Here is a 13,946-nt window from a genome sequence, read left to right as displayed (position 1 = left end):
GGAAAACCGGGCACGTGAATCCTCCACGAACGGCATTTTTGCGGACTTTAGTCTAAAAGGCGGTCGATGCCATCAGGCCGTTGCGGTCCGCCGAGAAGTTGCTCCAGCCCGCCGATGTCCGGCAGGCAGAGATCGGCGAGACCGACCAGGGTCCGGGCGGTGCCGGTGCCGCTGAGCACGCCGACGCAGAGGCCGACCCCGGCCGCGCGGCCCATCGCCATGTCGTGCCGGTTGTCGCCGACCATGAGGACGGCGCCGGGCGGCAGGCCGGTGGCGTCGCAGAAGCCGTAGACCATGCCCGGATTCGGCTTGTGGCCGTGGCCGCTGTCATAGCCGGCGATGAAATCGACCAGGTCGAGCAGGCCGAACATCGCCAGCGTGCCGCGGATCGCGACCTCGCCGTCGCTCGAGGCCACGCCGAGCTTCAGCCCGCGGCCGCGCAGCCGCCGGAACAGCCCGGCCGGGTCGGCGACGGTCGGCCGGATCACGGCCGTGGCCGCACTCTGGAAGATGCGGTCCATCTCCGGCACCAGCAGGTCGAGATCGTAAGGGCTGCCGGCGGCGATCCAGGCGGCCGCGATCTCCGGCGTCGCCCCGGCGGCGAACAGGCTGTCGGCGCGGACCGCGCCGGTGTGCGGGTCGGCGCCGCCGACCTCCAGCAGCCGCAGCGCCAGCTCCGGGTCGCCGGCCGCAGCGAACAGGGCGGCCTCGCGATTCAGCGGCAGCCAGGTCGCGTCATAGTCGATCAGCGTGCCGTCCTTGTCGAACAGGATGCCGCGGATGTCGGCCGTGCTCATCGCGCCTCTTCCTCGAAATAGCCGCCTTCGAGCGTGATGTGGCTCAGCGTCCGGTCCTCGTGCCGCATGCGCCAGGACAGCAGTTTCTGGGCATAGGCCAGCATCTCCCCGGCATAGGCTGGGTCGCGGCTGCGGTCCTCGAACTCGCCGGGGTCGCGCTCCAGGTCGAAGAACAAGGGCGGCAAAGCGGTGCAGTGCACGTATTTGCGCCGGGCGTCGCGGATCACCTGGACGCCGCACTGGTCGGAATGCAGCCGCGCCTCGCCGACCCGCTCGCGCACATTGCCGAAATCGTAGAACCAATGCGCCGCATCGCGCCAATCCCGCGGCCGCCCGCCCCGGCAGAAGGGCAGCAGCGAGCGGCCGTCGCACTGCCGCGGCACCGGCAGGCCGAGCCAGCCGAGGATGGTCGGCAGGATGTCGACCGATTCGGTGAAGTCGTCGACCTGCCGGCCGCGGCTGGAATCCGCCTCCGGCCGCGGGTCGCGGACGATCAGCGGGATGTGGGCCGACTGATCGAAATAGCCGAGCTTGCCGAACAGGTAATGGTCGCCGAGCTGCTCGCCATGGTCGGAGGTGAAGACGATCAGCGTGTCGTCCCACTGGCCGCTGGCCTTCAGGAACTCGAACACCCGGCCGAGGTGATGGTCGACCTCCGACGCCAAGCCGTAATAGGCGGCCCGGACCGCGGCGACGCCGGCGGCGTCGAGCGCCGAGGCCGGCCCTTCGGCCCGGTTCAGGAACGTGTCGAGCCGCACCGCCCGGTGCAGCCCGTCCAGGAGCGGATGCTGCGCCCCCTCCGCCGCCGCGGACGGGCCGCGCAGAGGCGCCGGCACCGAAGCCGGATCATAGGCCAGGTGCCAGGGCGCCGGGGCGGCGAAGGGCGGGTGCGGGCAGATATAGGTCAGGTGCACGAACCAGGGCCGGCCCTGCAGCACCGCCAGATGGCGCAGCACCTGATCGGTCATGAAGGCGGTCTCGCTGTCCTCGGCCCGGATCCGAGTCGGGCCGAAGCCGCCGGGCGCCGCCTCGGCCTCCGGATCGGGGTCGTAGAGCGGGTCCCGCCCCTCGCCCGGCGCCGGCACGTCGTAGCCCTTGGCCAGCAGGTCGGCGATCCAGGCCCGGCTGGATTCGGACAGGGCGAGCACCGGGGTGAAGCCCGGGGCCACGCTCTCGTAGCTGTGGCGCGCCGGGTCGTCCGGCGCCCGGCCGCGCGGGTCCAGCGAGGTGTCGGTGTAGCCGAACAGCAGCGGGTCCCAGCCGCCGCGCCGAGCCTCCAGCGCCAGATTCGTGTGGCGGGCGTCGAGCGGCATGCCGTTGCGCACACTGCGATGGATGTGGGGATAGAGGCCGGTCAGCAGCGAGGCGCGCGACGGGCCGCAGGGATAGGCGACGGTATGGTGGCGCCGGAACAGCGTGGCCTCGCCCGCCAGCGCGTCCAGCGCCGGGGTGCGGATGCAGGGATGGCCGACTGCCGACAGCATGTCGCCGCGCCACTGGTCGGCGGTGATGAACAGGACGTTGGCCAAGCTCACGGCTCCGCGTGGAACGTTCCCATGCTGATAGCGCAACGGCAGGCGACGCGACACGGGAAAGCGAAGGGCCCGCGCGGCGGCGGCGCGGGCCCTTCGGCCTGACGAGAGATGCGTCCGGTCGCCTACGGGATGCGCAGAACCTGGCCCGGATAGATCTTGTCCGGGTGCTTCAGCATCGGTTTGTTGGCCTCGAAGATCTTCGGATAGTCGTTGGCGTTGCCGTACTCCGCCTTGGCGATCGCCGACAGCGTGTCGCCCTTCTTGACCGTGTAGAACCTCGATTCCGGCGCCGGGGCGGCGGCGGCGAGGTTGTTCTCGACGGCCGCGATGCCGGGCGTGTTGCCGACCGCGAGCGCGATCTTCTCCGCCACTTCGGTGGAGGCGACATTGCCGCCGACCGTCACCTTGTCGCCTTCGACCTTGATGTCGACGCCGGCGGGGTCGAGCCCCTGCGCCTGGATCTGCTTCTTCAAATCGTCCGCCGTCGCGGCCTCGGCCTCGCCGCCGCCGAACAGCTTCTCGCCGGCACTCTTGATGAAATTGATCAGCCCCATGGCACACCCCCTGGTTGCCTGGTTGGTGCTCGCCGTCACGGGCCTCCGTCCGACCCCTGGCCGGTTGCGGAGGATCAACGGCAAGCTGGGGACAATGTTCCCAGACCCGCCGCCCGCTGTCACGCCGCCATCGCCTGCCCGCACCGGCTGCAGAAGCGGGCCGCGGCCGGATTCGGCGCCCGGCACGCGCCGCAGGCGACGCTTTCGGCCTTGGGTCCGCAGGCGCCATGGGCGCAGCAATCGTCGGCCTCGCCGTGCGCGGCCTGGCCTTGGCCGCGGTCGTGCCCCTGGGCGTGATCATGCCCATGGCCGGCCGCCGCCGGCCGGACCGCGGGCAGCAGGCGCAGCAGCCTGAGCGCGTTCAGCGTCACCAGCACGGTCGCCCCGGTGTCGGCCAGGATCGCCATCCACAGCGAGGTCGCGCCGAACAGGGTGGTGGCCAGGAACAGCGCCTTCAGCCCGAGGGCGACGGCGATGTTCTGGTGGATGTTGGCCAGGGTGGCGCGGGACAGGCCGATCAGCTCGGCCACGCCGATGACGCGGTTGTTCATCAGCGCCGCATCCGCCGTCTCCAGCGCCACGTCGGTGCCGCCGCCCATGGCGATTCCGACCGAGGCCGCGGCCAGCGCCGGCGCGTCGTTGATGCCGTCGCCGACCATCGCCACCGGCCCCTGGGCCTTCAGCCGGCCGATCGCCGCCAGCTTGTCGTCCGGCAGCAGCTCGGCCTCGACCGCGATGCCGAGCGTGGCGGCCACGGCCGTGGCGGGGCGGCGGTTGTCGCCGGTCAGCATCACCGGCTGGACGCCGGCCCGGCGCAGCGCCGCCACCGCCGCCGCGGCGTCCTCGCGCGGCTCGTCGCGCAGCGCGATCAGCCCGCGCGGGCCGGCCTCGCCCAGCAGCACGACCACTGTCTTGCCCTGCGCCTCCAGCGCCGCCACCCGGTCGGCCAGCCCGGCCGGCAGCGGGCCGCGTTCGGCGGCATAGCGCGGCGACCCGACCGCCAGCAGGGCGCCGCCGACCCGGCCCAGCACCGCCTTGCCGGCGATGGCCGAGGCCTCGGCGACGGCCGGAACGGCGAGCTTGCGGGCGGCAGCGGCCTCGAGGACGGCGCGGGCCAGCGGATGGCTGGAGCCGCTCTCGACCGCGGCGGCCTCGGCCAGCACCGCGGCCTCGCTGCCCTCCAGCGCCACGATGTCGGTGACCTGGGGCCGGCCGACGGTCAGCGTGCCGGTCTTGTCAAAGGCCACGGATTTGACCTTGCCCAGCATCTCCAGCGCCGCGCCGCCCTTCAGCAGCAGGCCGCGGCGGGTGCCGGCGGCGATGCCGGAGGCGATGGCCGCCGGGGTCGACAGCACCAGGGCGCAGGGGCAGGCGATCAGCAGCAGCGACAGGCCGCGATAGGTCCAGACCGTCCAGTCGCCGCCGAAGAACAGGGGCGGCACCGCGATCACCAGCGCGGCGACGGCCATGGCGGCCGGGGTGTACCAGGCGCTGAAGCGGTCGATGAAGCGGGCGGTCGGCGCCTTGCTGGACTGCGCCGCCTCGACCCTATGGATGATCCGGGCGATGGTGTTGTCCGCCGCCGCCCGCGTCACCCGCAGGCGCAGCACGCCGCCGGCATTGATGCTGCCGGCATAGACGGCGTCGCCCGCCGCCTTGGCCACCGGCACGGATTCGCCGGTGATCGGCGCCTCGTCCAGCTCCGACGCGCCGTCAACGATCGCGCCATCGGCCGGCACCCGGTCGCCGGGGCGGACCAGCACGATGTCGCCGATGGCGAGGTCGTCGACCGCGACGGTGGCCAGGACACCGTTGGTCTCGCGCTGTGCGGTGCGCGGCACCAGCGAGACCAGCGCCTTGATGCCCTGGCGGGCGCGGCCGGCGGCGACGGTCTCCAGGAGCTCGCCGACGGCGAACAGGAACACCACCACCGCCGCCTCCGACGCGGCGCCGATGGCGATGGCGCCGATCGCGGCGACCGCCATCAGCGTCTCGATGCTGAAGGGCGAGCCGGAGCGGATCAGGGTCAAGGCGCGGCGGGCGACCGGCACCAGCCCGATCAGCGCCGCGGCGAGATAGGCCCATTCGGCCTCGGCCGGGACGATCTGCGCCGCGACGAAGGCCGCCGCCAGCAAGAGGCCGGTGAAGCCGACCAGCTGCGCCTTGCGCTCGTGCCACCAGGGCGCCGCGTCGGCCGGCGTCAGCGCCTTGGCCGTGTCGTCGATCGCGGTCGGGGTGAAGCCGAGGGCGCGGATCTTGTCCTCCACGGCGTGGCCGTTGGCGGCGGCGCCCTGCGCACCGAGAGCCAGGAGGCCGGTGGCGAAGCTGACCTCGACGCCGCTGACGCCCTCGATCCGGCCCAGCGCCGTCTGCAGCTTGCCGACGCAGCTCGGGCAATCCATGCCCTCGACCCGATAGCGCAGGGTCCGGCCCTGCCCGCCATTCGCCGCTGCCATGCGACGCACTCCCTTGCCGAAAGATCCGTCGCAGGGGAAGATGGGAGCTACAGCGACTGTAGCTTCAAGAGGAAAATTCATGTCCGCGCGCGGCGACGCGATGCCGATCGGCGAGCTGGCCCGCCGCACCGGCTGCAAGGTCCAGACCATCCGCTACTACGAGCAGATCGGGCTGATGCCGGAGGCGGCGCGGACGCTCGGCAACCAGCGGATCTACGGCCGGGCGCACAGCGACCGGCTGGCCTTCATCCGCCACAGCCGCGAGCTGGGCTTCCCGCTGGACGCGATCCGCCAGCTGCTGACCCTGGCCGACGACCCGGCCCAGCCCTGCGCCACCGCCGACCGGATCGCGCAGGAGCAGCTGGCGGCGGTGCAGGCCCGCATCGCCCGGCTGGAGGCGCTGAAGGTGGAGCTGGAGCGGATGGTGGAGCAGTGCCGCCACGGCACCATCGGCCATTGCCGGGTGATCGAGGTGCTGGCCGACCACAGCCACGGCCACTGCCTGCATCCGGACCATGGGGCGGGCGAGGAGATCGAGACGGCGGCCTGAGGTCTGCGGGGCTGCCGGCGTCGACACCCCCCTCACAGGGAGGCGCAAGCGCCTCCGACCTCTCCCGTGATCCCCGGGTCAAGCCCGGGGAGGAGAGGCAAAAAGAACCGGCTTCGTAGGTTGGGTTCGCGGCAAGCGAACCCAACAGAGGCGCGAGACTGTGAGATGTTGGGTTCGCCCGACGGCGAACCCAACCTACGCGGTCGCGCCGCAGTGGCGTTCAACTGCTGTCCGGCTTCGGGAGAGCCGGCACGGGCCGGCCGGTGTCGGGCTCATCCAAAGGACGAGGCCAGTCGGGCTCGGGCCGAGCCGCCACGGGGGCAGCGTCGGCAGGGTGGTCGGGCAGGCGATCGACCCTCTCCAGGGCAGTAGCGCCGTCCCGGTCCCGCGGCAGCAGGGCCGCGTCCAGGTCGCGCCGCTCCTCCGCCTCCTCGCCCGGTTCGGGCGCGTCCTCCAGGCATTCGCTCTCGGCCAGGGATTCGCGCGGCTCCGTCCGAGGCTCGCTGTCTCTCGGCCCGGCAGCCGGCGCGGCCTCGGCCGGCGCGGCTTCGGCGGCCGTCTCCTCCGCCGGCGTGCGCTCCGCCTTCCCGGCCTTGCGATCCTGGTAATTCTCGCGGACCCGCTGGCTCATCGCGATCGACAGCCGAACCGAACGGGCCAGGCGCACCTGCGCCAGCGCGAAATCCGGCCTGTTCGGCACAATCGGCGTCGCCAACTGCTCCGTCGCCGTCATCCGGGCCGTGCGGAGATGGATCTCGACCAGCTCGGCCAGCGAGCCCAGCGCCCATCGCGTCCAGGCCAGGTCCATATCGGCCAGCCGGGCTTCCTCCGCCGCGAAGTCGGATGGCGCCATTTCCATGGAACATATCATGAACGAATATGGCGGATAATGCCACTGCAATCTTGTCCCGCGCCTCGCCGGCCGCACGTCGGCGGGACGGCGGACAAGAATGAATGGCTCCGGATCCGGGAATCCGACAGAGTGACGGCCCAGGGAGGACACCATGGACATCACCATCCCGCTGCTCAGCATCCTCGGCGCCATCGTGGTCGGCGCGGCCAGCCCGGGGCCCAGCTTCGTCTTCGTCACCCGCACCGCCATCGCCCTGTCGCGCCGCGACGGGCTGGCGGCGGCGCTGGGCATGGGCGTGGGCGGCGTGGTCTATGGCGGGCTCGGCCTGTTCGGCCTGCAGGCGATCCTGGCCCAGGTGGAATGGCTGTATCTGACGCTGAAGGTGCTGGGCGGCCTGTACCTGCTGTGGCTCGCCTTCGCCCTGTGGCGCAGCGCGGCGCAGCCGATCGCGGTGCCGAAGACGGCGGAGGGCCGGCCGCGCAGCGTCCGCCGGTCCTTCACCCTGGCCGCGGTCACCCAGCTGAGCAACCCCAAGGCCGCGATCGTCTATGGCAGCATCTTCGCCGCCTTCCTGCCGCCGCAGGTGCCGGCCTGGACCTTCGCCGTGCTGCTGCCGGCGATCTTCGCCATCGAGGCCGGCTGGTACGCCATCGTCGCCCTGGTGTTCTCCGCCGACAGGCCGCGCGCCGTCTATCTGCGCTGGAAGCGCTGGTTCGACCGCGCCGCCGGCTCGGTCATGGGCGCGCTGGGTATTCGCCTGATCCTGGGGGCGGGCCGCCTGTAGGTTGGGTTCGCGGCCCGCGAACCCAACAGGCCGACGATGTTGGGTTCGCCGACGGCGAACCCAACCTACGGATTTTTCAGAACCGCGTGACGACGCTGATGCCGGTGCCGTCGAAGCGGTCCATCTGCGTCAGCGCGACCGCCGCCTCGTCCAGGCCGATGCGGCTGCCGATCAGCTGCTGCGGGGCCAGCGTGCCGGCGGCGATCATGTCCAGCATCGCCTGGTAGCGGAACGCCTGCATGCCGTGGCTGCCCAGGATCTCCAGCTCATAGGCGATCACCCGGTCCATCGGCACCGGAGAGCGGGCATGGTCGTCCAGCATCAGCCCGATCTGGATGTGGCGGCCGCGCCGGCGCAGGCAACGGATCGAGTTCATGCAGGTGGCCGGATGGCCGAGCGCGTCGACCGAGACATGGGCGCCGCCGCCGGTCAGGTCGCGGATCTCGTGCACGACATTGGCCGAGGTCGCCGCGTTGACCGTCGCCGCGGCGCCGAGGCGGCGGGCGAGGTCGAGCTTCTGCTCGGCCAGGTCGACCGCCACGACATTGGCGCCGAGCGCCCGGGCGATCATGATCGCCGACAGGCCGACGCCGCCGCAGCCATGCACCGCGACCCAGTCCCCGCCCCGGACCCGGCCCTGGTCGACGATGGCGCGGAACGAGGTGGCGAAGCGGCAGCCCAGGCTGGCCGCCGTGGCCATGTCGAACCCGTCGGGCAGCCCGACCAGGTTGGCGTCGGCGAAATCGAGCGCGACATATTCGGCGAAGGAGCCCCAGGCGGTGAAGCCGGGCTGGAACTGCCGCTCGCAGACCTGCTGATTGCCGCTGGCGCATTCGGGGCAGTGGCCGCAGCCGGCGACGAAGGGCACGGTGACCCGCTGGCCCTCGCGCCAGCGCCGGACCTGCGGCCCGACCGCGACGATGGTGCCGGCCAGCTCGTGCCCGGGCACATGCGGCAGCACGATGTCGGCGTCATGCCCCATCCAGCCGTGCCAGTCGCTGCGGCACAGCCCGGTCGCCTCGACCTTCACCACCACGCCCTCCGGCGAGGGCGACGGATCCGGCACGGTCTGCACGGTCGGCGCCTGGCGGAACTGTTCGAAGACGACGGCTTTCATCGGGGCAGGACCTGTGGCTGTTGAATGAGGGCGCGTGGAGACGCTGGAAGGATGTGAGGGAATCGGAGCCCTCTCTCAATCTGTCATTGCCGGGCTTGACCCGGCAATCCAGGGGCCACCCGGAGCGGCATCGACATTTCCTGGATGCCCGGGTCAAGCCCGGGCATGACAGCATTGGAACCGAGTCAGGCTATGCCGAAAATCCGGTGCGTGCCTTCGACGTCGCGCAGGACGTGGCGGCCGAGGTCGAGCAGCGGGCGGCCGCAGGCGTCGCGGAACGGCTCGGACACCAGCACCCGGCGGCGCAGGGTCTTGGTCAGCTCCTCCAGCCGGCTGGCGCGGTTCACCGCCGGGCCGATCACGGTGAAGTCCAGCCGCCGCGCCGCGCCGACATTGCCGTAGGCGATCTCGCCGAGATGCAGGCCGATGCCGAAATCGACCGCGTCCAGCCCGACGAGGCCAAGCTCGGCATTGGTGGCGTCGACCTTGGCGCAGAAGGCCTCGGCCGCGGCCAGGGCGGCGGCGCAGGCGGTGCCGCGGTCGGTCTCCGCCGTCACCGGGAAGATCGCCAGCACCGCGTCGCCGATGAACTTCAGGATCTCGCCGCCCTGGCCCTCGATCGCCACGCCCATGTCGCCGAACCAGCCGTTCAGCATCGCCACCACGTCACGGATGGCGTTGGTCTCGCTGCGCCGGGTAAAGGCGCGCATGTCGGCCAGCCAGATCGCCGCCTCGATCCAGTCGACCTCGCCGCGCTCGATCTGGCCCTCGACGATGCGCTGGCTGGTGCGGGCGCCGACATAGGTGTCGAGCAGGTCGAGCGCGATGCGCTTCCACACCTGGCGCTCGGCATAGGGGCTGAACAGCCGGGCCGCGGTGTCGAGCGCCTTCAGCTCGTCGTCGTCGAAGCCGCCCGGCTGCCGCGTGGCGAAGGACAGGAAGCGGGTGCGGCTGGTGTCGAGGAAGGGCAGCGGCGTGATGAAGTAGTCGGTGGAGCCGAGCTGCTGCAGCTCCTGCAGCAGCGGCATGTCGCCGACATCGGCATCGAGCCGCCGGCGATACGGCCGCTCGGTGTCGTCGACGATCTTGGTCGGGCTGTTGAGATAGCCCGGGCTCTGCAGGATTCCCTGCCGGGCGCGCTCCCCGAACTCGATGACCTCGTCGCTCCAGACCAGCGCGGTGCCGCTGATCTCGGGATGCAGCACCTCGAGCCCGAGATGGATCCGCCGGGCCGGGGCGATGGTCTCGGCCACCCGTTCGCAGAACCCCGGGAACAGGCCCTTCAGCGGCACCGGCCGCCGCGTCGCCTCGACCAGCCAGAGGCCGAGCGCCTGCAGCCCGGCGCGATGCCGTTCGGCGATCGGTCGGCAGTCCCAGTCCGGCGGCAATCCGTCTTGCATGTCGGGAGAAGAACCCTTCGGCGGGGCGCGGTCAATGCGGCGCTTGGCGCGGACAGCATCGCATTGCCGGGCGGCCATGGCCACCGCCGCGGCCATGCCGCCCGTGCGCGAGCTGTCCGTCTGCCCTGCAGCGAGGTCATGTCATCGGCGCGGCTTGCAGCCTATCCTGTCGCCGATTTCGCACCGTCCAGCAAGAGAGGACCACCATGGCTGCGCAGCGGACCGGCTCCGACCTTCTCGTCGAGGCCCTGGTCAATGAGGGCGTGGACCGCGTCTTCGGCGTGCCCGGCGAGGAGAATCTCGACATCGTCGAATCGCTCCGCCGCTCGGGCATCGAGCTGATCGTCACCCGGCACGAGCAGTCGGCCGCCTTCATGGCCGCGACCTATGGCCGGCTGACCGGCAAGGCCGGCGTGTGCCTGACCACGCTCGGCCCCGGCGCGCTCAACCTGACCACCGGCGCGGCCTATGCCCTGCTGGGCGCCATGCCGATGGTGATGATCACCGGGCAGAAGCCGATCCTGAAAAGCCGGCAGGCGCAGTTCCAGATCGTCGACATCGTCGCCACCATGCGGCCCCTGACCAAGTTCTCGCGCCAGATCGTCAGCACCGGCGCGATCCCGACCCTGGTGCGCAACGCCTTCCGCATCGCCCAGGAGGAGCGGCCGGGCCCGGTGCATCTGGAGCTGCCGGAGGACATCGCCGCCTTTCCGGCGCCCGACGGGCTGGGGCCGGTGCCGCTGCACCCGCTGGAGCTGCCGGTGGGCAATGACGAGGCCGTCGCCACCGCGGCGGAGATGCTGCGCGCGGCCGAGCGCCCGCTGGTGATGATCGGCGCCGCCGGCAACCGCCGCCACCTGGTGCCGGCGCTGTCCGACTTCGTGCGCCGGATGAACATCCCGTTCTTCAACACGCAGATGGGCAAGGGCGCGGTCGACGGCAATTCCGGCCTCTATATCGGCACCGCCGCTTTGTCCGAGGGCGACTATCTGCACGACGCGGTGACGAGCGCCGACCTGATCCTGGCGATCGGCCACGACGTGGTGGAGAAGCCGCCCTTCATCATGGAGCAGGCGGGGCAGACCGTGATCCATGTCGGCTACCAGCCGGCCGACATCGCCGAGGTGTATTTCCCGGACCATGAGGTGGTGGGCGACATCGGCGCCTCGCTGGCCCGCATCGCCGAGGAATTCGGCGGGCCGCACCCGACCGCGGCCGAGGCCTTCGCCGAGCTGCGCCGCAAGATCCTGGAGAAGGTGTCGGCGGACGGGACGAGCGACAGGTTCCCGCTGCTGCCGCAGCGCATCGTCCACGACGTGCGCGCGGTGATGCCGGAGGACGGCGTCGTCGCCCTCGACAACGGCATGTACAAGATCTGGTTCGCCCGCAGCTACCGCACCCACATCGCCAACACCATCCTCCTGGACAACGCGCTGGCGACCATGGGCGCCGGCCTGCCCTCGGCCATGGTGGCGGCGATGCTGCATCCGGACCGCCGGGTGATGGCGGTGTGCGGCGACGGCGGCTTCATGATGAACTCGCAGGAGCTGGAGACGGCGATCCGGCTGAAGCTGAACCTGGTCGTGGTGATCCTGGTCGACAACGCCTACGGCATGATCCGCTGGAAGCAGGAGGCGCAGGGCTTCGCCGATTGGGGCCTGACCTTCGGCAACCCGGATTTCGTGACCTATGCCAAGGCATACGGCGCCACCGGCTGGAAGGTCGAATCCGCCGAGGATTTCGCGCCGACCTTGGAGCGGGCCTTCAACCAGGGCGGCGTGCACCTGGTCAGCGTGCCGATCGACTACACCGAGAACAGCCGCGTCTTCATCGAGGAGCTGCGCTCCCACGCCTCGGCGGTGGAAGCCGATTGAGGCGCGGTGAAAATGGCGGTGAGCCGAAGTCGGGAGCCGGGGTGTTGTCCCCATAGGACCGCCCCAGCGACGCCCAGGAGGGAACGGCATGTATATCGCCCGCTTCTCGTACGACGTTCAGCCGATCAACCGCCAGAGCGCGATCGACTTCATCCACCGCGAGGTCGAGGCCGCGCGGCGCAACCGGCTCAAGGCCCGGCTGCTGGTGCCGCTGACCCGCGGCCAGGGCGGGGCGGCGCTGCAGTTCGAGGTGGAGCTGACCAGCCTGGACCAGTTCGACCAGTTCCGCGAGCGCGGCGTCGGCGACGACGAGGAGACGGGCCGCTGGATGCACGCCTTCAGCGAGGTCCTGGCCTCGCCGCCGACGGTCGAGCTGCTGCGCGTGGAGGACAGCCGGTAGTAGGCGGGCGGGCTATTGGTGTTTCCGCCCACGGGGCAAGGCATCGCCCTTCGCCGGAGGATTGCCGACACCGGCGCGCTTGAGGATCTCCAGCGCCTTGGGGATGTCCGCCCGCGCCGCGCGTTCGGCGAATATGCGCAGGCTCCAGACTTCCTCGAACTCCTCGCGGGTGACTTCTTCCGGAACGAACTCGGGGTCGGCGGCAATTTTCGCGATCGACGGGACAGGAACCAGACCCAACCGGGTGCCTCCGTGCTCCACTCGGTTATCGGCGTACCCTATGGAGCCGTCCGGAAAGATCTCGATCTTCCGGGTTTCCCGTCGGGCCTCGTCGAGCTCGCTGATGAGCAGCACCGGCTCATTTGGGAAACTGTGAAGCCACCGAACCTGAATGTATTCCAAGCGGATCTCCCTCGGATCTACCGCCGTATCATACCGTTTTTTGGACACGTAGGTTGGGTTCGCGAACGCGAACCCAACATCGGTTCGGGCCGCAGCATGTTGGGTTCGCCGAGGCGAACCCAACCTACGGTTCAGCCTCCAGCGCATCGCCCCATTTCAGCCGGCGCGCGGTCTTCAGCAGCGCCCCGTCGCGCTTGGTCACGGTGCGCTCGACCAGCCCCTCCGGCGCGCAGAGGCGCAGGTCGATGCGCGAGCCGGCGCCGCGGGGCGGGGCGATGACGCGGCCCGTGATCGGTGCGGCCGGGCGGCGGGACACCGCGACATAGGCGAACTTCTCGTCCTCCCACGGCACCTCGCCGCCCTTGGCCTGGCGGTGCAGGCGGGAGCGGGCGACGCGCCGGGCGAAATGGCACCAGTCGGGGTCGACCAGCGGACAGGCGCGATCGTGCGGGCACGGCGCCACGACATGGCCGCCGGACGCGATCAGGCGGTCGCGGGCGTCGAGGATGCGGCGGTACCCGGCCGGAGTGCCGGGCTCGACGATCAGCAGCACGCCGCCGGTCGCGGCCCAGAGCCCGTCGACCAGGGCGCCGCGCCGGTCGGGCGCCAGCTCGTCCAGCACATAGGACAGGATGACGAGGTCGTGCGCCGGCAGATCCGGCAACGGCTTCGTCAGGTCGGCGGCGCGCCATTCGGCCGGCGGCAGCGCCTCCCCGGCCAGCCGGGCGCCCCAGTCGCGGAAGGCGGCGCTGCCCTCCAGCAGGGTGGCGGCGGCGAGGTCCGGCCAGGTGTCGGCAGCGGCCCAGAGCGCGGTGCCCGGCCCGGCGCCGGCGTCGAGCAGGCTGGCGGGGGCGAAGTCCGGCCGACGCTCCGCCACCGCCTCGAGGCAGGCGCGGACCGCCGCGTAGGTGGCGGGCAGCCGGGTGGCGAGATAGGCCTGGACCGCCCGGTCGTCCGCGACATGGAAGCGACCGTCGCGCAGCTCCGCCCGGTAGCGCTGCGACAGCCGCGATGCCGCGGCCGACAGCTCGGCCAGGGCGACGCCCTCCAGCGCCCGGTCGACCGCGGTCCGCAAGGCGGCCGGCAGCTCCATGAGTCAGGCCTCTGGGCGCAAACCCCACGAGTCCCCCCTCCCCCCGCGGGAGGGGGGTAGGGGGGAGCAGTGATTCGGCGCCGGCGGTGTCGGCGTCGACGACCAGGATGCGGCGGCCGGAGGGCATCGAG

13 protein-coding genes are annotated in these 13,946 nt (G+C 71.4%); 4 read left to right on the top strand and 9 right to left on the bottom strand.

What is annotated here, in order from left to right; translation table 11 throughout:
* Positions 1-47 precede the first annotated feature (47 nt).
* The 4 genes from ACFW16_RS22885 to ACFW16_RS22870 form a co-directional block, all read right to left on the bottom strand.
* On the bottom strand, positions 48-797 hold the full coding sequence (locus tag ACFW16_RS22885; protein WP_380309326.1) for an HAD family hydrolase: 750 nt from the start codon (positions 795-797) through the stop codon (positions 48-50).
* Complete coding sequence (locus ACFW16_RS22880; RefSeq protein ID WP_380309324.1) at positions 794-2,326, bottom strand: alkaline phosphatase family protein; 1,533 nt, start codon at positions 2,324-2,326, stop codon at positions 794-796. Before ACFW16_RS22880 ends, ACFW16_RS22885 begins: the two co-directional genes overlap by 4 nt.
* A gap of 128 nt (positions 2,327-2,454) precedes the next feature.
* Positions 2,455-2,886, bottom strand: coding sequence for a peptidoglycan-binding protein LysM (gene lysM / locus ACFW16_RS22875; protein ID WP_380309322.1), 432 nt, complete (start codon positions 2,884-2,886; stop codon positions 2,455-2,457).
* A 119-nt stretch (positions 2,887-3,005) separates the two neighbouring features.
* Complete coding sequence (locus tag ACFW16_RS22870) at positions 3,006-5,342, bottom strand: heavy metal translocating P-type ATPase (RefSeq protein WP_380309320.1); 2,337 nt, start codon at positions 5,340-5,342, stop codon at positions 3,006-3,008.
* 79 nt (positions 5,343-5,421) lie between these two features.
* On the opposite strand from ACFW16_RS22870, the gene ACFW16_RS22865 reads away from it, so the two are divergent.
* Complete coding sequence (locus ACFW16_RS22865; RefSeq protein WP_380309318.1) at positions 5,422-5,892, top strand: helix-turn-helix domain-containing protein; 471 nt, start codon at positions 5,422-5,424, stop codon at positions 5,890-5,892.
* A gap of 220 nt (positions 5,893-6,112) precedes the next feature.
* Here ACFW16_RS22865 and ACFW16_RS22860 read toward each other — a convergent pair whose 3' ends face one another.
* Complete coding sequence (locus tag ACFW16_RS22860; protein WP_380309316.1) at positions 6,113-6,898, bottom strand: hypothetical protein; 786 nt, start codon at positions 6,896-6,898, stop codon at positions 6,113-6,115.
* Between ACFW16_RS22860 and ACFW16_RS22855 the strand changes: the two genes are divergently transcribed.
* Positions 6,897-7,529 (top strand): LysE family translocator, encoded by a 633-nt coding sequence (locus ACFW16_RS22855; RefSeq protein ID WP_380309315.1) that lies wholly within the window; start codon positions 6,897-6,899, stop codon positions 7,527-7,529. The two genes, ACFW16_RS22860 and ACFW16_RS22855, sit on opposite strands and share 2 nt — an antisense overlap.
* Before the next feature lie 76 nt (positions 7,530-7,605).
* Here ACFW16_RS22855 and ACFW16_RS22850 read toward each other — a convergent pair whose 3' ends face one another.
* Both ACFW16_RS22850 and ACFW16_RS22845 read right to left on the bottom strand, forming a co-directional pair.
* Positions 7,606-8,646 carry a zinc-dependent alcohol dehydrogenase family protein gene (locus ACFW16_RS22850; RefSeq protein WP_380309313.1) on the bottom strand — a complete coding sequence of 347 codons (1,041 nt, stop codon included), beginning with the start codon at positions 8,644-8,646 and terminating at the stop codon, positions 7,606-7,608.
* Positions 8,647-8,831: 185 nt separating this feature from the next.
* A complete protein-coding gene (locus tag ACFW16_RS22845; protein ID WP_380309311.1) occupies positions 8,832-10,046 on the bottom strand; it encodes an adenylate/guanylate cyclase domain-containing protein in 1,215 nt (404 codons plus the stop codon).
* Positions 10,047-10,252: 206 nt separating this feature from the next.
* On the opposite strand from ACFW16_RS22845, the gene ACFW16_RS22840 reads away from it, so the two are divergent.
* Together ACFW16_RS22840 and ACFW16_RS22835 are read left to right on the top strand one after the other, a co-directional pair.
* Complete coding sequence (locus tag ACFW16_RS22840) at positions 10,253-11,920, top strand: acetolactate synthase large subunit (RefSeq protein WP_380309309.1); 1,668 nt, start codon at positions 10,253-10,255, stop codon at positions 11,918-11,920.
* An 88-nt stretch (positions 11,921-12,008) separates the two neighbouring features.
* Complete coding sequence (locus ACFW16_RS22835; RefSeq protein ID WP_380309307.1) at positions 12,009-12,320, top strand: hypothetical protein; 312 nt, start codon at positions 12,009-12,011, stop codon at positions 12,318-12,320.
* Positions 12,321-12,332: 12 nt separating this feature from the next.
* Here ACFW16_RS22835 and ACFW16_RS22830 read toward each other — a convergent pair whose 3' ends face one another.
* Both ACFW16_RS22830 and ACFW16_RS22825 read right to left on the bottom strand, forming a co-directional pair.
* A complete protein-coding gene (locus ACFW16_RS22830) occupies positions 12,333-12,722 on the bottom strand; it encodes a DUF6881 domain-containing protein (protein WP_380309305.1) in 390 nt (129 codons plus the stop codon).
* 124 nt (positions 12,723-12,846) lie between these two features.
* Positions 12,847-13,815 carry a small ribosomal subunit Rsm22 family protein gene (locus ACFW16_RS22825; RefSeq protein WP_380309303.1) on the bottom strand — a complete coding sequence of 323 codons (969 nt, stop codon included), beginning with the start codon at positions 13,813-13,815 and terminating at the stop codon, positions 12,847-12,849.
* Positions 13,816-13,946 lie beyond the last annotated feature (131 nt).

The sequence above is a fragment of the Inquilinus sp. NPDC058860 genome (assembly GCF_042743185.1).
Classification (GTDB): domain Bacteria; phylum Pseudomonadota; class Alphaproteobacteria; order DSM-16000; family Inquilinaceae; genus Inquilinus.
The sequence above is the reverse complement of the archived record's forward strand: the minus strand, read 5'-3'. Positions and strand labels throughout refer to the sequence as shown.

What these genes read in the sequence shown, in the direction of transcription:
- ACFW16_RS22885 (WP_380309326.1), bottom strand. Translation starts at nt 797, where the DNA reads ATGAGCACGGCCGACATCCGCGGCATCCTGTTCGACAAGGACGGCACG.
- lysM (WP_380309322.1), bottom strand. Translation starts at nt 2,886, where the DNA reads ATGGGGCTGATCAATTTCATCAAGAGTGCCGGCGAGAAGCTGTTCGGC.
- ACFW16_RS22870 (WP_380309320.1), bottom strand. Translation starts at nt 5,342, where the DNA reads ATGGCAGCGGCGAATGGCGGGCAGGGCCGGACCCTGCGCTATCGGGTC.
- ACFW16_RS22865 (WP_380309318.1), top strand. Translation starts at nt 5,422, where the DNA reads ATGTCCGCGCGCGGCGACGCGATGCCGATCGGCGAGCTGGCCCGCCGC.
- ACFW16_RS22855 (WP_380309315.1), top strand. Translation starts at nt 6,897, where the DNA reads ATGGACATCACCATCCCGCTGCTCAGCATCCTCGGCGCCATCGTGGTC.
- ACFW16_RS22860 (WP_380309316.1), bottom strand. Translation starts at nt 6,898, where the DNA reads ATGGTGTCCTCCCTGGGCCGTCACTCTGTCGGATTCCCGGATCCGGAG.
- ACFW16_RS22850 (WP_380309313.1), bottom strand. Translation starts at nt 8,646, where the DNA reads ATGAAAGCCGTCGTCTTCGAACAGTTCCGCCAGGCGCCGACCGTGCAG.
- ACFW16_RS22845 (WP_380309311.1), bottom strand. Translation starts at nt 10,046, where the DNA reads ATGCAAGACGGATTGCCGCCGGACTGGGACTGCCGACCGATCGCCGAA.
- ACFW16_RS22840 (WP_380309309.1), top strand. Translation starts at nt 10,253, where the DNA reads ATGGCTGCGCAGCGGACCGGCTCCGACCTTCTCGTCGAGGCCCTGGTC.
- ACFW16_RS22835 (WP_380309307.1), top strand. Translation starts at nt 12,009, where the DNA reads ATGTATATCGCCCGCTTCTCGTACGACGTTCAGCCGATCAACCGCCAG.
- ACFW16_RS22825 (WP_380309303.1), bottom strand. Translation starts at nt 13,815, where the DNA reads ATGGAGCTGCCGGCCGCCTTGCGGACCGCGGTCGACCGGGCGCTGGAG.